Source organism: Microbacterium sp. NPDC055357 (assembly GCF_053644835.1).
On sequence record NZ_JBSHLZ010000001.1, the window covers coordinates 117,478 to 138,778 of the forward strand.

General features: G+C 69.1%; 15 protein-coding genes. All 15 read left to right on the top strand.

Annotated elements, in window-relative coordinates; all coding sequences use genetic code 11:
• Positions 1-62 precede the first annotated feature (62 nt).
• The 15 genes from ACWICD_RS00510 (at position 63) to ACWICD_RS00580 (ending at position 21,300) form a co-directional block, all read left to right on the top strand.
• Positions 63-1,331, top strand: coding sequence for an RDD family protein (locus ACWICD_RS00510; protein ID WP_454138982.1), 1,269 nt, complete (start codon positions 63-65; stop codon positions 1,329-1,331).
• The gene (locus tag ACWICD_RS00515; RefSeq protein ID WP_454138983.1) at positions 1,328-5,809 is read left to right on the top strand and encodes an FtsK/SpoIIIE domain-containing protein; all 4,482 of its coding nucleotides are present in this window, start codon (positions 1,328-1,330) and stop codon (positions 5,807-5,809) included. Before ACWICD_RS00510 ends, ACWICD_RS00515 begins: the two co-directional genes overlap by 4 nt.
• A 100-nt stretch (positions 5,810-5,909) precedes the next feature.
• Positions 5,910-6,197: a WXG100 family type VII secretion target gene (locus ACWICD_RS00520; protein WP_376129556.1), complete on the top strand. Its 288-nt coding sequence runs from the start codon at positions 5,910-5,912 to the stop codon at positions 6,195-6,197.
• Between the two features lie 98 nt (positions 6,198-6,295).
• Complete coding sequence (locus ACWICD_RS00525; protein WP_454138984.1) at positions 6,296-6,520, top strand: hypothetical protein; 225 nt, start codon at positions 6,296-6,298, stop codon at positions 6,518-6,520.
• A gap of 503 nt (positions 6,521-7,023) precedes the next feature.
• On the top strand, positions 7,024-7,392 hold the full coding sequence (rpsL, locus tag ACWICD_RS00530; RefSeq protein WP_067194597.1) for a 30S ribosomal protein S12: 369 nt from the start codon (positions 7,024-7,026) through the stop codon (positions 7,390-7,392).
• Positions 7,393-7,397: 5 nt separating this feature from the next.
• Entirely contained in the window at positions 7,398-7,868 is a 471-nt protein-coding gene (gene rpsG, locus ACWICD_RS00535; protein WP_150893261.1) for a 30S ribosomal protein S7, read from the top strand.
• Positions 7,869-7,973: 105 nt separating this feature from the next.
• Positions 7,974-10,088: an elongation factor G gene (gene fusA / locus ACWICD_RS00540; RefSeq protein ID WP_376129539.1), complete on the top strand. Its 2,115-nt coding sequence runs from the start codon at positions 7,974-7,976 to the stop codon at positions 10,086-10,088.
• 161 nt (positions 10,089-10,249) lie between these two features.
• A complete protein-coding gene (gene tuf / locus ACWICD_RS00545) occupies positions 10,250-11,443 on the top strand; it encodes an elongation factor Tu (protein ID WP_376129536.1) in 1,194 nt (397 codons plus the stop codon).
• A 324-nt stretch (positions 11,444-11,767) separates the two neighbouring features.
• On the top strand, positions 11,768-14,419 hold the full coding sequence (locus ACWICD_RS00550; RefSeq protein ID WP_454138985.1) for an LPXTG cell wall anchor domain-containing protein: 2,652 nt from the start codon (positions 11,768-11,770) through the stop codon (positions 14,417-14,419).
• Positions 14,420-14,481: 62 nt separating this feature from the next.
• On the top strand, positions 14,482-15,969 hold the full coding sequence (locus ACWICD_RS00555; protein WP_454138986.1) for a SpaH/EbpB family LPXTG-anchored major pilin: 1,488 nt from the start codon (positions 14,482-14,484) through the stop codon (positions 15,967-15,969).
• A gap of 92 nt (positions 15,970-16,061) precedes the next feature.
• Complete coding sequence (locus ACWICD_RS00560; RefSeq protein WP_376129528.1) at positions 16,062-17,030, top strand: class C sortase; 969 nt, start codon at positions 16,062-16,064, stop codon at positions 17,028-17,030.
• Positions 17,031-17,075: 45 nt separating this feature from the next.
• On the top strand, positions 17,076-17,312 hold the full coding sequence (locus ACWICD_RS00565) for a hypothetical protein (protein WP_376129525.1): 237 nt from the start codon (positions 17,076-17,078) through the stop codon (positions 17,310-17,312).
• Positions 17,313-17,502: 190 nt separating this feature from the next.
• The gene (locus ACWICD_RS00570; protein WP_454138987.1) at positions 17,503-19,119 is read left to right on the top strand and encodes a M14 family zinc carboxypeptidase; all 1,617 of its coding nucleotides are present in this window, start codon (positions 17,503-17,505) and stop codon (positions 19,117-19,119) included.
• 73 nt (positions 19,120-19,192) lie between these two features.
• Positions 19,193-20,044 carry a MurR/RpiR family transcriptional regulator gene (locus tag ACWICD_RS00575; protein WP_454138988.1) on the top strand — a complete coding sequence of 284 codons (852 nt, stop codon included), beginning with the start codon at positions 19,193-19,195 and terminating at the stop codon, positions 20,042-20,044.
• Between the two features lie 62 nt (positions 20,045-20,106).
• Positions 20,107-21,300 (top strand): allantoate amidohydrolase, encoded by a 1,194-nt coding sequence (locus ACWICD_RS00580; RefSeq protein WP_376129517.1) that lies wholly within the window; start codon positions 20,107-20,109, stop codon positions 21,298-21,300.
• The last annotated feature ends 1 nt before the right edge of the window (position 21,301 follow it).

Here is a 21,301-nt window from a genome sequence, read left to right on the forward strand (position 1 = left end):
GCGGTCCGTGCGCCCGCATCGTGCGCACCGCGACCTGATGCTGCCGTGATGCGAGGAAGACGATGACACAGGCTGACGTGCCCACGGGCGAGTTCGACGACTCCGATCCCGCCGTCGCTGCGGCCCTCGGGCTCGTGCCCGCCGGCGCCGGCATCCGCTCGCTCGCCTTCGCGATCGACGTCGCGCTGTGGGCGATTCCCGCCGCGGTTCCCGTCGCCGGCGCGGTGCTGCTGGTGACCGGGACCGCGCCGCTCGTGCCGATCATCCTGCTCGCCGCCGGCGGGTTCCTCACGACGCTCTTCGTCGTCATCCAGCTCATCGTGCACGGGCGTCGCGGTGTCACCGCGGGCAAGGCCATGCTGCGCCTGCGTTCGGTTTCGGCCGTCGACTACGGTCCTCCCGGTTTCTGGCGAGTCGTGCTGCGCGCGCTCGTCCTGTGCGTCGGCAACATCGCGGTGCTCATCGGACCCGCGATCCTCTTCGCGTCCGCGCTGTGGGATCCGCAGGCTCGCGGGCGCAGCATCCTGGATCGTGTCGGCGGATGCTGGGTGGTCGACACCCGCGCCGGCATCGACCCGTTCGACGCCAAGGCGATGCGTCACGCGCGCCGCACGCTGCGCGGGCGCCCCGACGACAGCGAGGATCTGCCCTCGATGGCCACGGGAGTCGGCGCCGCCGATGCGCTGCGGATCCTCGGGGCCCGCTCGCGCGCGGGCGTCGTGGGCTCGGGCAGCACCGGTGCGCAGTGGGCGGCGCGGGACTCGGCTCCGGTCGGCGTCATCGACGCGGTCCCCGACGTGTCCCGGCCCGCGCCCGCCGAACCGTCCCGCGACCGAGCCGTCGCGGCGCCGTCCGTCACGACTTCGCCCGCCGTGGCACCGCCCGTCGCGACTTCGCCCGCCGTGACTTCGGCCGCCGTGGCGCCCCCCGCCGCGACGCCGCCCGTTGCCGCTCCGCCCGCCGCCGCAGAGGCGGTCGGCAGTCGTCGGGGGCGACCGACCGTGCGCTTCGACGACGGTTCGACGATGCGGGTCCCCGCGCTCGCGCTGATCGGCCGCGATCCCGAAGCCGCCGCGGGCGAGCACGTCGACGCGATCGTCCAGCTCGACGATCCCGAGCGACTCATGTCCAAGACGCACGCCGCGTTCGGTCAGGACGCCGACGGCGTCTGGATCGCCGATCGCGGGTCGCGCAACGGCACGCAGCTGCGCTCGCCGGGGGGCGACACCGTCCCGGTGCCGGTCGGCGAGGCCATGCGCGTGCCGCTCGGCTGGACCGTGCACGTGGGTGGACGCACATTCGACGTCGTCGCGAGAGGTGCCGATTCGTGAAACTCAAGCTCAGCCTGCGCCGCGGGGTGGGCACGTCGGTCGACGTGCTCGTCACGGCGGATTCCACCGCGACCGTGCAGGACGTCGCGCGCGAGCTCTCCGACGGCGACTCGCTCGCCCAGGGAAGCGCCGTCAACGCGAGCGCCGTGCCGACGCTTCTCGTCGCCCCGCCCGCCGGCGAGCCCGTGCACCTCGACCCCGCGACGCCCATCGGCGACGCCCCGATCGGATCGGGCTTCGCGGCGTCCGTCGTGCCGGCCGCGCCCGGTGCCGACGGCAGCACCGCGACGGCCGCGGTCATGCACATCCTGAACGGACCCGACGCGGGACGCACCGTGCCGCTCGCCGCCGGCAGCACCGTCATCGGCCGCGCGGCGCCCGCCGAGCTCCTGCTCGACGATCCCCTCGTGTCCAAGCGCCACGCGCGCGTCGACGTCGACCAGGGCATCGAGCTGGTCGACCTCAACTCGGCCAACGGCCTCATCGTCGACGGCGGCCTCGTGCAGCGCGTGCGGGTCATCCCCGGTCAGCGCATCACGATCGGCGCGACCGACGTGTCCTTCACGCTCGCCGAGCGCGTCGCGACCGACGACGCCCTCGTGCTCGAGCGCGGCGGCGCGCTCATGTTCAACCGCTCCCCGCGCGTCGAAGACCGCTACGCGGGCGAGGAGTTCCGGCATCCGATCATCCCCAATGAAGCAGACCCGCGGATGTTCCCGTGGCCGATGATCATGGCGCCCGTGCTGCTGGGACTCGCGATGTACGCCATGACGCAGCGTCCGACGTCGCTGCTCATCGTCGCGATGGCGCCGCTCATGATGCTCGGCAACTTCATCGGGCAGCGCACGCAGCAGGGCAAGAAGCTCAAGCTCGAAATCGAGACCTTCGAGACGCAGCTCGACGAGCTCGACGAGAATCTCGCCGACGAAGAGCTCGTCGAACGCGAGCGCCGGCGCGCCGAGGCCCCCGCGACGGCGGCCGTGTACGAGAACGCGATCTCGCTCGGCCCCATGCTGTGGACGCGTCGTCCGGAGCACTGGAACTTCCTCGGCCTGCGGCTGGGCGTCGGCACGGGAGACAGCCGCAACACCGTCGGGCAGCCGAACGACCAGCGCGGGATCGCCCACTACTCGCACCAGGTCGAGGTCGTGCGGCAGCGCTTCGCGCGCATCGACGACGTGCCCGTCATCGAGCTGCTGCCGTCGGCCGGTGCCATCGGCATCGCCGGCACGCGCGAACTGGCGGCCGACGTCGTGCGCGGCCTGGGCGTGCAGCTGTTCGGCCTGCACGCGCCGAACGAGGTCATCACGGCCGCGATCGTCGACCCGAGCTGGACGGCCGACATGGAGTGGATGAAGTGGCTCCCGCACACGACGAGCCCGCGATCGCCGTTCGCCGAGATGGCGCTCGCCGACAGCCAGTCCGCCGGCACGGCGCTGCTGAACGGTCTCGAAGAGGCGATCCTCGAGCGGCTCTCGGGCTCGGCGACGCGACGCGGACCGCTCTCGGCGAAGGACACGTCGATGGCGCTCGGTCAGCACGTCGGCGAGCAGAGCGGCGGATCGGACAAGATCGGCGACGTGTCGCTCGTGCTCTTCGTCACGCACGACGCACCCGTCGACCGTCCGCGACTGACGCAGGTGATCGAGCGCGGACCGGATGCCGGCGTGTACACGATCTTCGTCGCCCCGACGGTGGAATCCCTGCCGGCGGCCTGTCGCACGTTCATCGACGTGACCGAGGGTCTCGAGCGCGCGCACGTCGGCTGGGTGCGCGCGGGTGAGCGCGCCGTCGACGTCGAGATCGAGGGCGTCTCGCGCGACTACGCCGAGATCTTCGCCAAGCGGCTCGCGCCCGTCGTCGACTCCAGTTCCGTCGCGGCGGACTCGTCCGACCTGCCGGCGAGCGTCTCGCTGCTGCGGCTCATCGGGAGCGACCTCGCACAGGAGCCGCAGGCGGTCGTCGAGCGCTGGCGGCAGAACAACTCGATCATCGACCGCACGCGCGGTCCGCGACCGCGCCTGAAGCGCGCGGGCACGCTGAAGGCCTACGTCGGTCAGGGCAGCCCCGACGCCATGACGCTGGATCTGCGGACGCAGGGTCCGCACGCCCTCGTCGGCGGCACGACGGGCTCGGGGAAGTCCGAGTTCCTGCAGGCGTGGGTGCTCGGCATGGCGGCCGAATACAGCCCCGACCGCGTCACGTTCCTGTTCGTGGACTACAAGGGCGGATCCGCGTTCGCCGACTGCGTCGAGCTGCCCCACACGGTGGGACTCGTGACCGACCTCAGCCCGCACCTCGTGCGGCGGGCGCTGACGAGCCTGCGCGCCGAGCTGCATCACCGCGAGCACCTGTTCAACCGTAAGAAGGCGAAGGACCTGCTCGAGCTCGAGAAGCGCCAGGACCCCGAGACGCCCCCCGCCCTCGTCCTGGTCATCGACGAGTTCGCCGCCCTCGCGACCGAGGTTCCCGAGTTCGTCGACGGCGTCGTCGACATCGCCCAGCGCGGTCGCTCGCTCGGCATCCACCTGATCATGGCGACGCAGCGGCCCGCGGGCGTCATCAAGGACAACCTGCGCGCCAACACCAACCTGCGCGTGGCGCTTCGCATGGCGGATGCTGCGGACTCGAACGACGTCGTCGGCGATGTCGTCGCGTCGACCTTCGATCCCTCGATCCCCGGGCGCGGCATCGCCAAGACCGGACCCGGCCGGCTCGTGCCCTTCCAGTCGGGATACGCGGGAGGCTGGACCACCGACGAGCCCGATCGCGCGCAGGTGCGCGTGGCCGACCTGCGCTTCGGCTCGGTCACCCTGTGGGAGTCCGATGCCGAGGGCGAATCCGACACGCACGACGAAGACCTCGGCCCCAACGACCAGAAGCGGCTCGTCGCGAACCTCGTCCGCGGCGCCGCCGAGGCGGGCATCCCGGTTCCGCGTCGACCATGGCTCGACGACCTCACGACGACGATCGACCTGCGGGACCTGCCGCTCGACGGCGACGAGCGCATTCCCCTCGGCCTCGCGGACATCCCGCAGCGGCAGCTGCAGGAGGCCGTGTTCTTCGCACCGGACACCGACGGGCACATGCTCGTGTACGGCACGAGCGGCGCGGGCAAGAGCGCCGCGCTGCGCACCGTCGGGATCGCGGCGGGCGCGCGTCCTGATCTGGCCCGCACGGCCGTGTACGGCATCGATTTCGGAACCGGCGCGCTGCGCTCGCTCGAGATCATGCCGCACGTCGGCTCGATCGTCTCGGGTGACGACGCCGAGCGTGTGCAGCGACTGTTCCGCACGCTGCGCGGCATCCTCGACGACCGTGCCAAGCGCTATTCCGCCGTCAACGCCGCGACGATCACCGAATACCGCCAGATCACGGGCGACGTGGCCGAGCCGCGCATCTTCCTGCTGCTGGACGGCTTCGGCGTGTTCAAGCAGGACTGGGAGACGACGTCGGCCCGTGCGCCGTTCTACGCGATCTTCATGCGGCTCCTCGGCGAAGGTCGCCCGCTCGGCGTGCACGTCGTCGCGACGGCCGATCGCTACGGCGCCGTGCCGACGGCGGTGAGCGCGAACGTGACCAAGCGCATCGTCCTGCGCATGTCCGACGAGAGCGCCTACGCCATCCTCGGCGTCGCCAAGGACGTCCTCAACGAGCGCAGCGCGCCCGGGCGCGCGATCGTCGACGGGCTCGAGACGCAGGTCGCCGTCATCGGGGGCACGTCGAACGTCGCCGAGCAGAACGCGGCGGCCGAGGCGTTCGCGGCGGCGCTGCGGCAGGCGGGGGCGCCCGAGGCCAAGAACATCGGGGCGCTGCCCACCGAGCTCGACGCGGCCGAGCTTCCCGAACGCGTCGGCGAGCTGCCGACCCTCGGCATCGGCGACGACACCCTGGGGCCCACCGGCTTCGAGCCCGTCGGCACGTTCGTCGTCGCCGGGCCCCCGCAGAGCGGAAAGACGACGGCCCTGCGCGGGATCGTCGCGGCGCTGGAACGCTTCGACCCGGCGGTCGAGCTCTTCCACATCGGCGGCCGGCGAGCCGCGCTGCGATCGTTCCGCCCGTGGCGGCGCGCGGCGACGGGGATCGACGACGTGCGCACTCTCGCGAAGGAGCTCAAAGAGGTCGTCTCCGACGAGACGATCCCCACGCGCATCGCGATCGTCGTCGAGAACGTCACGGAGTTCGGCGACACCGATGCCGAGCGGCCCCTCAAGGAGCTCTTCCAGGCGATCAACCGCAGCGACCACTTCCTCGTCGCCGACGGCGACGTCTCGCAGCTCAGCAGCGGGTACGGCCTCATCGGCGAGCTCAAGGCCGGGCGCCACGGCATCGCCCTGCGTCCGGACACCTACGACGGCGAGTCGCTTTTCAAGGTGGGCTTCCCGAAGGTGCAGCGTCACGAGTTCCCGCCCGGCCGGGGGCTCTTCGTCGAGAACGGACGCTTCGTCACGGTGCAGCTGCCGCTGGTCACCGACTGAGCCCTATGGGGATTCCTCCCCATAGGGCACGGGGGAGCAGCTCGGTTACCCTGATTGTCGACCGGGGGGTGCTCGGTCCCAGTGACCGAAAAGGTGGATGATGGCTGATTTCAAGGCTTCTTATGGCGAGATGGACTCGATGGCGGGCAAGCTCGAGACCGGTCGCGAGGAGATCGGCGACGTGCTGCGTCGCCTGAAGGCCGATGTCGATCGTCTCCTGGGCGATGACTTCAAGACCGAGCACGCGTCGGGCAAGTTCGGCGAGGGTTATAACGAGCTGACGACGGGTCTGGAGAAGGCCATCGAGGGCATCAGCGACATGGGCGAGTCGCTGCGCAAGATGATGCAGGCCATCAAGGACACCGACCAGGCACTCGCCGGCAACTGACCGGCTGAGTCGGCGACGCGCGCGGAGGGAGGCCGGTTGTGCGCACCGACGCCGCGCAGACCGAGCTGGCGCTCTGCTGACGACAAGCGCTCCGTCCGGTGACGCTCCCGTTCGACCCTGGGGCACGTTGCGGGATATGTCCAGCAGTTCTCTCCGGCGTACCTCACGCCCGTCCCTGTGGGCGGCGCACCGTAGCGCTGCAGTTCACCGCCGTCGTCGCCGCGCCGGCCGATGACACGGTCGACCTCGAGACGCCGTTCGTGCGGCCGATGGTCGACCTGACCGACGCCATCGTCTCGACCCTCGTCTGGCACACGTCGTGAGGATCGTCTGCGGGGCCGAGCAGCGAATTCGGCTGCACATTCCCACGGGGTTCCCCACGAGCCGGTTTCCGGACGTCGCGGAGCGGGAAGCCGACGTCACCGAGCGCTACACGGAGTCGAAGCCGGATGCCGCACCCGAGGAGGTGCGCACGGTCCTGGGCCTTGCGCGGGATGCACAGCGTGCCCGAGTCCTTCCGCATCGAGGCGGAGGCCGACTGAGATCGCTGTTTGCCGAGCCCCGGCATCCCGCGTATCATTGATCGGGTGTGCGCATTGCGCGCCGTCCACTGTGCCTCGGCGCGGATGGCGGCGGGTGACGTGCCGCATCTCAGGGACCGACCTGCGAACAGGTCGCCCCCACGGCATATCCACCAACGACTCGCGTCAGACCATTCTGGCGCGCGGTGGGTCCGCGTGAGTCCGCAGCGTCACGAATCGAAAGATCCGGATGCCGCGGGTTGAGACCACGACGCTGTCACCGTGCAGCACAACAAGGAGAGAACGTGCCAACCATTCAGCAGTTGGTTCGCAAGGGGCGGACGCCGAAGGTCTCGAAGACCAAGGCTCCCGCGCTGAAGGCGAACCCGCAGCAGGCGGGTGTCTGCACCCGCGTGTACACCACGACCCCCAAGAAGCCGAACTCGGCGATGCGCAAGGTCGCCCGTGTCAAGCTCCGCAACGGGACCGAGGTCACCGCCTACATCCCCGGCGAGGGCCACAACCTGCAGGAGCACTCGCTCGTGCTCGTACGCGGCGGTCGTGTGAAGGACCTTCCCGGCGTGCGCTACAAGATCGTCCGCGGCGCCCTGGACACCCAGGCCGTCAAGAACCGTAAGCAGGCTCGCAGCCGCTACGGCGCGAAGAAGGGTTGAGTTAAATGCCTCGCAAGGGACCCGCCCCGAAGCGCCCCGTCGTCAACGATCCGGTCTACGGTGCACCGATCGTCACGCAGCTGGTGAACAAGATCCTCGTCGACGGCAAGAAGTCGCTCGCCGAGTCGATCGTCTACGACGCCCTCCGCGGCGTCGAGGCGAAGAACAGCCAGGACGCCGTCGCGACGCTCAAGAAGGCGCTCGACAACGTCCGCCCGACCCTCGAGGTCAAGTCGCGTCGCGTCGGCGGCTCGACCTACCAGGTGCCGGTCGAGGTCAAGCCTCACCGTGCCAACACGCTCGCCCTGCGCTGGCTCGTCAGCTACGCGAAGGGTCGTCGTGAGAAGACGATGACCGAGCGTCTGCAGAACGAGATCCTCGACGCCTCGAACGGCCTGGGTGCCGCGGTCAAGCGCCGCGAAGACACCCACAAGATGGCCGAGTCGAACCGGGCGTTCGCGCACTACCGCTGGTAAACCCTCGACAGGCTCGGGGCCGGACGCAACCCGTTCGGCTCCGAGCCCGTCGAAGGGTCGGACTCCACGACACAACCCGACCGCTCCACAAGATAAGGACACCCCGTGGCACAAGAAGTGCTCACCGACCTGAACAAGGTCCGCAACATCGGCATCATGGCGCACATCGATGCCGGCAAGACGACGACGACCGAGCGCATCCTGTTCTACACGGGCGTCAACCACAAGATGGGTGAGACGCACGACGGCGGTGCGACCACCGACTGGATGGAGCAGGAGCAGGAGCGTGGCATCACGATCACCTCCGCCGCCGTCACCTGCTTCTGGAACAAGAACCAGATCAACATCATCGACACCCCCGGCCACGTCGACTTCACGGTCGAGGTCGAGCGGTCGTTGCGCGTGCTCGACGGCGCCGTCGCCGTCTTCGACGGCAAGGAGGGCGTCGAGCCCCAGTCCGAGACCGTGTGGCGTCAGGCCGACAAGTACGACGTTCCGCGCATCTGCTTCGTCAACAAGATGGACAAGCTGGGCGCCGACTTCTACTTCACGGTCGACACGATCATCAACCGCCTCAAGGCGAAGCCCCTCGTGCTGCAGCTGCCGATCGGCGCCGAGAGCGACTTCCTCGGGGTCGTCGACCTCGTCGAGATGCGCGCGCTCGTGTGGCCCGGCGACGCCAAGGGCGACGTGACGATGGGCGCCAAGTACGAGGTCCAGGAGATCCCCGCCGACCTCGCTGACAAGGCCGCCGAGTACCGTCAGAAGCTGCTCGAGACCGTCGCCGAGACCGACGACGCGCTGCTCGAGAAGTACTTCGGCGGCGAAGAGCTCACGCTCGCCGAGATCAAGGGCGCGATCCGCAAGCTCACCGTCGCCGGCGACATCTACCCCGTGCTGTGCGGCTCGGCGTTCAAGAACCGCGGCGTGCAGCCCATGCTCGACGCCGTCGTCGACTACCTCCCCTCGCCCCTGGACGTGCCCGCCATCGAGGCGCACGACCCCAAGGACGAAGAGATCGTCATCGAGCGCCACGCGAACAAAGACGAGCCGTTCGCGGCGCTGGCCTTCAAGATCGCCGTGCACCCCTTCTTCGGCCGCCTCACGTACATCCGCGTGTACTCGGGTGCGATCGACTCCGGCGCCGCGGTCGTGAACTCGACCAAGGGCAAGAAGGAGCGCATCGGAAAGATCTTCCAGATGCACGCCAACAAGGAGATGCCGGTCGACTCCGTCACGGCAGGCCACATCTACGCCGTCATCGGTCTGAAGGACACGACGACCGGTGACACGCTCTCGGATGCCGCGAACCCGGTCGTCCTCGAGTCGATGACGTTCCCCGAGCCCGTGCTCGAGGTCGCGATCGAGCCGAAGACGAAGGCGGACCAGGAGAAGCTGGGTCTGGCGATCCAGAAGCTCGCTGAGGAGGACCCGACGTTCCGCGTCGAGCAGAACGCCGAGACCGGCCAGACCGTCATCAAGGGAATGGGCGAGCTGCACCTGGACATCCTGGTCGACCGCATGAAGCGGGAGTTCAAGGTCGAGGCCAACGTCGGCAAGCCGCAGGTGGCCTACCGCGAGACGATCCGCAAGACCGTCGAGCGTCACGACTACACCCACAAGAAGCAGACGGGTGGCTCGGGCCAGTTCGCCAAGATCCAGTTCGCGATCGAGCCGCTCGAGGTCACGGCCGAGAAGACGTACGAGTTCGCGAACAAGGTCACCGGTGGCCGCATCCCGCGCGAGTACATCCCCTCGGTCGACGCGGGCTTCCAGGACGCGATGAATGTCGGCGTGCTCGCGGGCTACCCGATGGTCGGCGTCAAGGCGACCCTCATGGACGGTGCCGCGCACGACGTCGACTCGTCCGAGATGGCGTTCAAGATCGCCGGGTCGATGGGCTTCAAGGAGGCCATCCGCAAGGCGAACCCCGTCATCCTCGAGCCGATCATGGCCGTCGAGGTGCGCACGCCCGAGGAGTACATGGGCGACGTCATCGGCGACCTGAACTCGCGTCGTGGCCAGATCCAGTCGATGGAGGATGCCGCGGGCGTCAAGGTCGTGCGCGCTCAGGTGCCGCTGTCCGAGATGTTCGGCTACATCGGCGACCTGCGTTCGAAGACGTCGGGCCGCGCCGTCTACTCGATGGAGTTCGACAGCTACGCCGAGGTTCCGCGCAACGTCATGGACGAGATCGTCCAGAAGACCAAGGGCGAATAACCCTACGGATGCCGCCCCGGTCCCTGAGCTCGTCGAAGGGCCGGGTCGGCATCCGCACAACTTCATATCGAACCAGTCATTAGACTGATCACCATCCCCGTAGAGAACCGGTCGCAAACCAGTGCCCGGACGCTCTACATGAACGTCCTGAGGAGGACCCAGTGGCCAAGGCCAAGTTCGAGCGGACCAAGCCGCACGTCAACATCGGAACGATCGGGCACGTCGACCACGGCAAGACCACGCTGTCGGCCGCGATCTCTAAGGTGCTCGCTGACAAGTACCCGTCGGCCACCAACGTGCAGCGTGACTTCGCCACCATCGACTCGGCTCCCGAAGAGCGTCAGCGTGGCATCACGATCAACATCTCGCACATCGAGTACGAGACCCCGAAGCGTCACTACGCGCACGTCGATGCGCCCGGTCACGCCGACTACATCAAGAACATGATCACCGGTGCCGCCCAGATGGACGGCGCGATCCTCGTGGTCGCCGCGACCGACGGCCCCATGGCGCAGACGCGTGAGCACGTGCTGCTGGCCAAGCAGGTCGGCGTGCCGTACCTGCTCGTCGCGCTGAACAAGTCCGACGCCGTCGACGACGAAGAGATCCTGGAGCTCGTCGAGCTCGAGGTCCGCGAGCTGCTCTCGAGCCAGGACTTCGACGGCGACAACGCGCCGGTCATCCGCGTCTCGGCGCTCAAGGCGCTCGAGGGCGACGAGAAGTGGTCGCAGTCGATCGTCGAGCTCATGGAAGCCGTCGACGAGAACGTGCCCGACCCGGTGCGTGACCGCGACAAGCCCTTCCTCATGCCCGTCGAGGACGTCTTCACGATCACCGGTCGTGGAACGGTCGTCACCGGCCGCGCCGAGCGTGGCACGCTCGCGATCAACTCCGAGGTCGAGATCGTCGGTCTGCGTCCGACGCAGAAGACGATCGTCACGGGTATCGAGATGTTCCACAAGCAGCTCGACGAGGCCTGGGCCGGCGAGAACTGCGGTCTGCTCCTGCGCGGCACCAAGCGTGACGACGTCGAGCGCGGCCAGGTCGTCGTGAAGCCCGGTTCGGTCACCCCGCACACGAACTTCGAGGGCACGGCGTACATCCTCGCCAAGGACGAGGGCGGCCGCCACAACCCGTTCTTCACGAACTACCGCCCCCAGTTCTACTTCCGCACCACGGACGTCACCGGCGTCATCACGCTGCCCGAGGGCACCGAGATGGTCATGCCCGGCGACACCACCGACATGTCGGTCGAGCTGATCCAGCCGATCGCCATGGAAGAGGGCCTCGGCTTCGCGATCCGTGAGGGTGGCCGCACCGTCGGCGCCGGCACGGTCACGAAGATCCTGAAGTAACGTCGCAGCACCGTAAAAGGCCCCTCGGACTCCGGTCCGAGGGGCCTTTCGCATCCCCGCCGGCGCTCGATTTGGCGTTTGCGCTTCGATGTCCTAGTGTCATCGTCAGTGTCTCGTCGACGCGGATCCGGGGGGCCGGCGCCGCACGATGTCGAAGGGTCATCACTGGGGAGTAGAGCTCGTCCACCGTGGGGGTGGGATCGAGTCTTGGCCTGCTTCCCGTGCAACGCGCTTTTGGGGAGCAGCATGCACAACGAGGTTCCAACGCGCCGTCAGCGACGTACGCGATCGCGGATCAATCGACGCGCGCGCCACACGACGGCCATGATCCTCGCGGCGGTCGTCGTCGCGGGAACGGTCGCCGGCGGCTTCACGCCGGCCATCGCGACGACGCTCGATCCCGAGCAGGCTCCGGTGGTCGCGACTGTCACCGACCTCGAGGTCGCCGACACCGGTGCGGCCCAGCCCGAGGCTGCGCCGCCCGCCGATGACGCCGGCATCGCCATTGCGGCGGACGAGGCGGCGATCGCCGAGTCGACGGACGACGCCGTGGTCCCCGAGACCGACCTCGAAGCGGTCGCCCCCGAGGCCGCGGCCGCGAAGACGGGCGCGTCCGGCGCGGTGAGCACGTTCGCTGCGGGACCGATGCCGATGTGCCAGTCGAACTACGTGTACTCGGTCTCGAGCTCCGGCACCGTCCGTCAGATCGTCAACGGCAGCGGGAACAACACCGCCGCCGTCACCACCTTCGGCAGCTGGCCGGGGAGCTTCACGGGGGTCAACAGCCTCGCGATCGGCCCGAACGGCAGCGTCATGTACGCCATCAACCGGTCGGCGAACAACAACGCCGCCGACGTCCTCAACGTCCTGCGTTACACGCAGGCCACCGGAGTCTGGGAGACGCTGCCGAACACGGGGCTCACGACCGGCAACAGCACGTCGCTGGTGGCCGGTGCCGTGAACCTCTCCAACGGCCGCTTCCTCATCGGCGGGTTCGATTCGGAGTACCGCGGCATGCCGTACTTCCGCAACGAGTACCGCTTCATGCTCTACGAGTTCGACCCGGTCCGCTATGCGGCGGACCCCGCGACGGCGTATCGCACGCTCGGCTACTTCTGGACCGGCGCCACGACCGGGCAGCAGAACGGCGACATGGCCTTCGACTCCTCGGGCAACCTCTACGTCGTCCGCAGCGATGACTCCGGCACGACGAACATCTTCTCGGTCACGGCGGCGACTCTCGCCGCTGCTCAGGGCGGACTGCTCACGCGGTCGCAGACGAACGCATCGGACGGCATCCAGATCTCGGCCGTCAACGGCATCGCCTTCGAGGCGGACGGCACGATCTACCTCGGTAACGGCACGACGATCGAGCGCTACAACCCGACCACGTGGCAGCGTCTGCAGCGCGTCACGACATCGCTGAGCAGCAGCACGGACCTCGCAGGCTGCAACTCGCCCGCCAACCTCACGGTGCAGAAGAACGTCGTCGGCCGCGCCGCTCCCACCGACCAGTTCCGGCTCGAGGTCGGCTCCGGCAACACGGTCGTGGCGACCGCGACGACCGTCGGCACCAGCACGGGCATCCAATCCGAGCAGATTGGTCCGATCCCGGTCGTCGCCGGGGCGGAGTACCGCATCGCCGAGACGATGGCCTCGGGCTCGGCGACCGACTACGCGTCGAGTTGGACCTGCACGCGCGACGGCGCCGTCGTGGCATCCGGCCAGGGGGCCTCGGGCACGATCAGGATCCCGAGCGTCAACGGCGCGAGCGTGGCGTGCGTGTTCACCAACGCTCCGCTGGTGACGCCCGTGACCATCACCAAGACGGTCCTCGACGACCGCGGCGAGAACCCGCGGCCGGGTGCCGGCTGGACGATGGGTCTGTCCGCGACGGCGACGGGCGGCACCGTGACGAAGGTCGCGGGCAACACCCCCGAAGGCACGACGAATGCCGCAGGCGCGGCATCCTGGACCCTCCGCTACGGCTCGAGCGCGGCGCGCGCGACGTTGTCGGTGTCCGAGACGCAGCAGGCCGGCCACGAGTTCGTGAGCGGCCAGTGCACCGTCACTGCACCGTCGGGCGCATCCTCGACCATCACGCTGACGAGTGAAGCCGCCCAGGCGATCGGCGATGTCGCACCCGGCTCGACGGTCCAGTGCGCCTACGTCAACAGGCTCAAGCCGACCTCGCTGACACTGGTCAAGAAGGTCGAGGGCGACGCCGATCCCGCCACCTGGACGCTCACGGCGCAGGCGCTCGCGCCGTCGGGTGCGCTCCCGGGCCCGAGCGGGAGCTCCGGAACGGACGCCGCGACGGCCGCTGTGACGGCCGGCGTCCCGTACGCGCTGTCCGAGGACGACCCGGTGGCGACGTACGTGCGACACGGGGAGTGGACCTGTCTCGATCAGGACGATGTCCTCGTCGCCGTCGACGGCGACACCGTCACGATCCGCGAGGCAGGCGACCAGGTCACCTGCACGATCACGAACGCCACGGCGCGCCTCACCATCCTCAAGCACGTCGTCGACGGATCGCAGCTCGACCCGGCCGACTTCACGCTGACCGCCACACCCGCCGCCGGCCCCGCGCTCGAGCCGGTGATCACTCGCGGCACGGCCTCCATCGCGGATGCCGACACGTTCGAGGTCCGCCCCGATCACGCGTACACGCTCGCCGAGTCGACCGATTCCGCGACGATCGCCTACCGAAACCTGGCGCTGCAGCGACTCACGCCGGGCGGCGACCCGGCCGTGGACGCCGACTGGACCGACGTCGACGCCGCCGCGATCACGATCGCACCCGGCGAGCACGCCACCTACCGCTTCGTCAACGACCGGATTCCGGCGGTCGTGCTTCCTCTCACGGGTGGCACGTCGGCCGACATGTTCCTGATGCTGGGCGCCGCCATCATGGCAGCCCTCGCGGGACTCGGAGTCTGGCACGCGACCCGACGCGCGAAGAGCGCATCATGACCCGGCCGAGCAGGATCAACGGCCACACCACGCAGTACACAACTGGGGGAGAAAAAGGAAACATGAGTACATCCATCACCAAACGACTCGCCGCAGGGGCGGTCGCGCTTGCGCTCGGTCTGACCGGCGCGGTCGCCATCTCGGCGCCGGCGGCTGCAGACAACGGCGTCGGAAACATCACCGGCACGCAGGGAACGCTGACGATCCACAAGTACGAGCGCGCCGTCGACAGCCCGCTCGACCCGGGCACGGGTCAGGCCATCCCCGGCTTCACGGGTGAGGGCCTCGACGACGTGACCTTCACGATCCAGCGCGTCCAGACCGGTTCGCTGCTGACCGCGGGCGGGTGGAACGACGTCCAGGCGATCGCCGACGCAGCCGACCCCATCGCCGCTGCGACCGCCGCGGGCCTCACCGCGGCCGGAAGCGTCACGACGTCCGGTGGTGGCGTCGCGACCGCGACTCTGCCCTACGCGCTCTACCTCGTCACCGAGACCGCGACCGCGAACACCCCGTCGACGATCACCGGCGTGGCCGCGCCGTTCCTCGTCACGATCCCGTTCCCGACGGGCCCGGACGCGCAGAACCCGAACGAGTGGATCTACGACGTCCACGTCTACCCGAAGAACGCCGTCACCGGCCTCGAGAAGGACGTCGTCGCCCCGACCGAGGGTGAGCTCGCCCACGGCGACCTGGTTCGCTGGGCGATCAAGGCCGACGTCCCCGTCCTCGGCGCGGACGAGTCGTTCGACACGTTCACGGTGAGCGACGTCGTCGACTCCGCGCAGCTCGCGTTCGTCACCGACGCCGAGGCCGGCGACCTGGGTGTCCAGCCCACGACGGTCGTCGTGACCGACGCGTCCGGTGCCGCTGTGTCGCTGACGGCGGGCACGGACTTCACGATCACTCCGAGCCCCGCAGCGGGCGACACGCTGACGGTCACGTTCACCGAGTCCGGCCGCGCTGCGTTCGAGACGTCCGCCCAGGGCGGCCAGGTGACCTTCACGGTCCTCACGCGTGTCCTTTCCGTGCCGGCCGACGGCATCCTGACGAACGACGCCGTGAGCGTCGTCAACGACGGTGAGAACGAGACCAGCACGACCACGACCGTGGGTCAGCTCGGTGTGTTCAAGTACGCCGTGACCGCGGGCGGCGCCCAGCAGCCGCTCGAGGGCGCGACCTTCGCGCTCTACCGCGACGCCGACCTGACCCAGCCGGTCACGGTCGCCGGCGAGTCGGAGTGGACGAGCGACGCCGAGGGCCTGCTGAGCATCCCGGCTCTGCGCCCGGGCACCTACTGGCTCGTCGAGACGGCGGCGCCCGCGGGCTACGTGCTCGACGCGACGCCGCGCGAGGTCACGATCGTGGCCGGTGCGACCACCACGACGGTCAACTACGTCGAGGTCGAGAACGAGCAGGTTCCCGCGTGGGAGCTGCCGCTGACCGGTGGTGACGGCGCCCTGTGGTTCGGCGTCGGCGGAATCGCGCTCGTCGCGGTCGCAGCCGGTGCGGCCGTCCTCGTGGCACGTCGCCAGAAGGCCCAGGCCTGATACGCCGGGTTCGTCGCCCGGCGATGAACCCAGGCAGCGGCGGGGGATATCGCGTCCCCCGCCGCTGTCGTCTCACGTGACCGGAAGCAGCCATGACTCTCACCGCCGATCCGCGCCCGCCCGCGCTGCGCGACCGCTCGAACCGCCGATCCCGGCGGAGGTTTCCCTGGGTGCCGGCCATCATCGCCCTGGGCTTCATCCTGGGTGTCGCGGTCTTCCTCTACCCGAGCGCCGCGGCCTGGCTCACGCAGTACCAGCAGACGCAGCGGATCGACGGCTACTCGAACACCGTCCGCGATCTCAACGCCGAGTCGCGTCACCAGGCGATCCAGGATGCTCTCGCCTACAACAGCGCCCTCGTCGACGGCACGTCCGTCGTCGCCGCCGGTGAGCGCAAGCCGCAGGCCGAAGGCGGCACCGCCGCCGACGACTACGACCGGCTCCTCCGCGCCGACGCGGAAGGGCTCATGGCGCGCATCAAGATCCCCGTCATCGACCTCGATCTGCCGATCTATCACGGCACGAGCGACGACACCCTGGAGCGGGGGATCGGGCACCTCGCGGGCACCGCACTCCCCGTCGGCGGGACTGACTCGCACTCCATCCTGACGGGGCATCGTGGTCTCGCCGGTGCCGAGCTCTTCACGAGGCTCGACGAGGTCGAACTCGGCGACACCTTCACGATCGAGGTCTTCGGCGAGGTCCTGACCTATCAGGTGCGCGACAAGAAGGTCGTGCAGCCCGACCAGACCGAGACCCTGTATCCGACGCGCGGCGAGGACCTCGTCACGCTCGTGACGTGCACGCCGCTCGGCATCAACAGTCACCGCATCCTTCTCACCGCCGAACGCATCCTGCCGACGCCCTTGGCCGACATCGAGGCTGCGGGGCAGCATCCCTCAGTGCCGGGATTCCCGTGGTGGGCACTCGTCTTCGGCGGCGTCGTCATCGCCGGTTCCACCTACGTCTGGGTCATGTCACGGCCGCGCCGCGCCGCTGCGACACCGACCGAAGCGCGCGTCGCCGCACCTTCCGACGGCGGGGGATCCGCGTCACAATGAGTTCGACGGGCACCGGCCCGTCGAGCACTTCGAAGGAGACCGCGCATGGGCATCGATGACCTCGTCAACCAGGGCAAGCAGTTCCTCGACCAGAACAAGGACAAGATCGGCGACGCGCTGAAGAGCGACAAGGCCGAAGAAGTCAGCGACAACGCCCTCGGCGCCGCCGCAGACTTCGTCAAGAAGGTCGCACCGGACAGCGTCGACCAGCACGTCGACGGCGTTCGCGACAAGCTCGACGGCATGATCGGCAACGACGGCAAGGACGCCGGCGGAGTCTGACGCAGAGCGCCACGCGCACTCGACTCCCGGTGCGGCTTCCCGAAGCCTGCCGGAGAGAGGGGCTTGTGCGTCCTGTGGCCCTCCCCTAGATTGGCGCCATTCAAGCCCTAGGTCAATGAATGGAACTGAATGACGTCGTTCCGTCGTTCGGCCCGCGGCACAGCGAAGTTACGAATGCAAGGGGAGAGCAATGCCGAACCACATCAGACGGAGCGCTGGTGTCGCGGGGGTGTTCGCGCTCGCGGTGAGTCTTCTCGCCGTCGGGGCCACACCTGCGCTCGCAGACGTTCCGAGCGGGAACGACGACTACAAGACCACCGTCGCCGAGTACGTCGCGGAGCGCGACCACCTCGTGGCGACCTATCCGGATCTCGCTCGTGTCGTCGAGCTGCCGGAGCCATCGTCGAAGGGCACCCCGATCTGGGGGCTCGAGATCACGCGTGACGTCGACGTCCCCGACGGCAAGCCGGTCTTCGTCCAGGTCGGCACCCACCACGGCAACGAGTGGACGAGCACGGAGCTCACGTGGGAGTTCGCGTGGGATCTGCTCACCAACGCCGACTCTCCCGAGTACGCGGACCTTCTGGACTCGACGCGCGTCGTCATCGTTCCGCTCGTGAACCCGGACGGCTTCGAAGCGCACACCCGCGCGACGCAGACCGGCGTCGACATGAACCGCAACTACGGCTACGGCTGGATCCCGTCGGCCCGCGGCTCCGGCAACGGCACGGCGGCGTGGTCCGAGCCCGAGACGCGCAACATCCAGTGGCTGATGTCGACGCGGCAGGCGACGGTGTTCAACACGCAGCACACGTGCATCCAGGTCGTGCTCTACCCGCCCCTGCTCAAGGCCGCCGGCCTGACCCAGGACAACGACCGTCTGCACGCGCTCGCGGCCGAGATGGCCGCTGCCCTCGGCCCGACCTACACGGCCCTTCCGTCCGGATGGGACTACGAGACCAACGGCGAGGCGATCGACTGGACGTACTACGCGACCCGCGCCCTGTCGGTGACGACCGAGACGTGCCACCCCGGCGTGAACAACAGCCGTCACAACTACAAGCTCGAGGTCGGCGACTACTACCCGACGTTCAAGAACGCCGTGCTCGTCGCGCTGCGCGAGACCGCCAACCCGGCTCAGCACTCGAGGATCACCGGCGTCGCGGTACCCGGGACGACGCTCGAGTTGAGCAAGGCGTTCCCCATGTACACGCGACCCCACGCACAGCCCGACGGCACGGTCGCCCCCGTGAGCTTCGAGCAGTCGCTCACGAGCGAGATGGTCGTCACGAACGCGGACGGCTCCTTCACCTGGGCGGTCAACCCGTCGGTGCGGCCGGCCGGTGCCTACACGGCCGAAGGAGTGCGCGACGTCTCGCAGCTTCCGGCCGAAGAGGCCTTCGTCACGGATGAGCCGTGGCTGCTGACCTGCACCACTCCGGACGGTGCGACGCAGACCGTCGAGGTGAACGTCGACCTGGGCCAGATCGCCGAGGTCGAGATGGCCGAGTGCGCACCCGACCCCGTGACCGCGGAGACCACGGCGCGTGCGCTCGGCGGCAAGGTCTACCTGTCGGTGTCGGCGACGAACTTCGCGCGGGTGCCTGCCGACATCAAGGTCACCACCGCATACGGGAGCAAGACGTTCACGAACGTCGCGCCCGGCACGACGGTCGCCGTCTCGGTCAACTCGCGCCTGAACGCGGTCCCGGCCGGGGAGGCGACGGTCGTCTCGACCGTCGAGATGAACGGCGAGATCACCGTCAATGTCGCGAAGGCGTCCTATGCGGCCTATCCGGCGGACTGATCGCGGTGGGAAGTGAGGCGGACGTGTCCCGGCAACGGCCGGGGCACGTCCGCCTCGATCAAGGGGGAGGAAGATGACGAAACCGGCCGACGCGCTCGCGGCGCTCATCGAGGACAGGCGACTCACTCCCATCCAGCGGCGCATCGCGCACCGGATCATGTCGGACCGGACCGACGCCGCCTACCGCAGCGCGAGCGAACTCGCCGCCCTCGCGGATGTCAGCCAGCCGTCGGTGAGCAGATTCGTGCGGACGCTCGGCTTCGGCAGCTTCCAGGAGTTCTCGCAGTTCCTGCGCCGCAGCGCCGGCACGGCATCGTCCGAGCCCGCCTCCGGTGCCGGCGAAGACCTCAACATCTACCAGCGCGCGGCGAGCGCCGAAGTCCGCAACCTCCTGAAACTGCGCGACGATCTCGCGAACCCCGAGCCGCTCCGCGCGGTCGCCGGTCGACTCGTGGATTCCGGACCCCTCGTCGTCGTGGGTCTGCGCGCGTCCTCGGGACTCGCGCAGACGCTCGGATACTTCGCGGCGATCGTCCTCGCGGACGTCCGCGTCTTCACGCATTTCGACAGTGCGACGCAGGACTCGCTGGAACAGGCCCGCATGTCCGGCGCCACGTGGGCGATCCTGCTGGCGCTGCCGCGCTATCCGGCTGAGATCGTCGAGGTCGCGCGCTTCGCGAAATCCATCGGGCTCCGTGTGCTCGCGATCACCGACTCGCCGTACACGGCCCTCACCGAGTTGGCCGACGATCGACTTGTCGCACCGGTGGGCAATCAGCTCGTGTTCGACTCCCACGTCGTGCCGACGATGCTGTGCATGTCGTTGCTCGAGGCGATCGTCGAGGTCAGCCCGGAGTCGACTCAGCACCGCCTGGAGTCCTTCGAGGAGTCCGTCGTCGCCCGGCGGGTGTTCATGGGGCCGTGACGCGTCCCACGTCGTCGTCGCCGACGTCCATCTACGTGCTCCATCCAAACGAAAGGACCAGCGTGCTGCTCTCCGACCTCTCACCGCTCGGCCGCAACGGCGCGACCGGCGGCTACAACAGATTCGCGTGGGGTCCATCCGAGCTCGCGGCACGCGAGTGGTTCGTCGGCCGTGCGGGCGATCTCGGGCTCGACGTCGACGTCGACCGCAACGGAAACCTCTGGGCGTGGTGGGATGCGCACCTCCCCGGAAAGGCCTTCGTGTGCGGGTCGCATCTCGACAGCGTTCCCGAAGGTGGCCTGTGGGACGGCCCCCTCGGTGTCGCGGCGGCGTTCGCCGCCGTCGGCGAGCTGATGGCCTCCGGCATCCGTCCGCGGCGTCCGATCGCCGTCGTCGCGTTCTCGGACGAAGAGGGCTCACGGTTCGGAACGGCATGCCTCGGCTCGCGCCTGATGACCGGATCGCTCACGGCCGACCGTGCGCTGCGACTTTCGGACGCCGACGGGACGACGCTCGCCGAGGTGCTCGGCAGGAACGGGCACACGCCGGAGCACATCGGAGCCGACCACGCCCTCCTCGCCAGGATCGGCGAATTCGTGGAGGTCCATGTCGAGCAGGGTCATATGCCCGTGGAGTCGGAGCGGGGCGCCGGTCTCGCATCGCTCGGACAGCCGCTCGGCATCGCCACGGCGATCTGGCCCCACGGCCGCTGGCGCATGGATCTCGCGGGTGTGGCCAATCACGCGGGAACGACACCGCTCGACGCGCGCACCGACCCGGTGCTCAAGATGGCGCAGGGCATCCTGGCCGTCCGGTCGGCGGCAGAGGAGCTCGGCGTGCTCGCCACGGTGGGGCGCGTCGACGTCGAGCCCGGCGCGGTCAACGCCATCGCGTCGCGTGCGCGGCTGTGGATCGACGCCCGGGGCGCGGATGCGGAGCGCGTGCGCGCCCTCACCCGCAGCATCCAGCACCGCATGGGGGAGCCCGTCGTGGAAGAGAGCTGGACGCCCGTCGTCTTCTTCGATCCGGGGGTGGCGGAGACGATCGACGCCGCGGTGGGGCGGGCGCTGCCCCGGCTGCCGTCCGGTGCGGGCCACGACGCGGGGGTCCTCGCGCTCGCCGGCATCCCCACGGCGATGATCCTCGTGCGCAATGTCACGGGTGTCTCCCATTCGCCCGAAGAACACGTGGACGACTCCGACGCGGCGATCGCGGTGCAGGCTCTGCGTTCGCTCATGACCGCGCGCGCCGCCTGAG

What these genes read in the sequence shown, in the direction of transcription:
- ACWICD_RS00510 (WP_454138982.1), top strand. Translation starts at nt 63, where the DNA reads ATGACACAGGCTGACGTGCCCACGGGCGAGTTCGACGACTCCGATCCC.
- ACWICD_RS00520 (WP_376129556.1), top strand. Translation starts at nt 5,910, where the DNA reads ATGGCTGATTTCAAGGCTTCTTATGGCGAGATGGACTCGATGGCGGGC.
- rpsG (WP_150893261.1), top strand. Translation starts at nt 7,398, where the DNA reads ATGCCTCGCAAGGGACCCGCCCCGAAGCGCCCCGTCGTCAACGATCCG.
- ACWICD_RS00550 (WP_454138985.1), top strand. Translation starts at nt 11,768, where the DNA reads ATGATCCTCGCGGCGGTCGTCGTCGCGGGAACGGTCGCCGGCGGCTTC.
- ACWICD_RS00555 (WP_454138986.1), top strand. Translation starts at nt 14,482, where the DNA reads ATGAGTACATCCATCACCAAACGACTCGCCGCAGGGGCGGTCGCGCTT.
- ACWICD_RS00560 (WP_376129528.1), top strand. Translation starts at nt 16,062, where the DNA reads ATGACTCTCACCGCCGATCCGCGCCCGCCCGCGCTGCGCGACCGCTCG.
- ACWICD_RS00565 (WP_376129525.1), top strand. Translation starts at nt 17,076, where the DNA reads ATGGGCATCGATGACCTCGTCAACCAGGGCAAGCAGTTCCTCGACCAG.
- ACWICD_RS00570 (WP_454138987.1), top strand. Translation starts at nt 17,503, where the DNA reads ATGCCGAACCACATCAGACGGAGCGCTGGTGTCGCGGGGGTGTTCGCG.
- ACWICD_RS00575 (WP_454138988.1), top strand. Translation starts at nt 19,193, where the DNA reads ATGACGAAACCGGCCGACGCGCTCGCGGCGCTCATCGAGGACAGGCGA.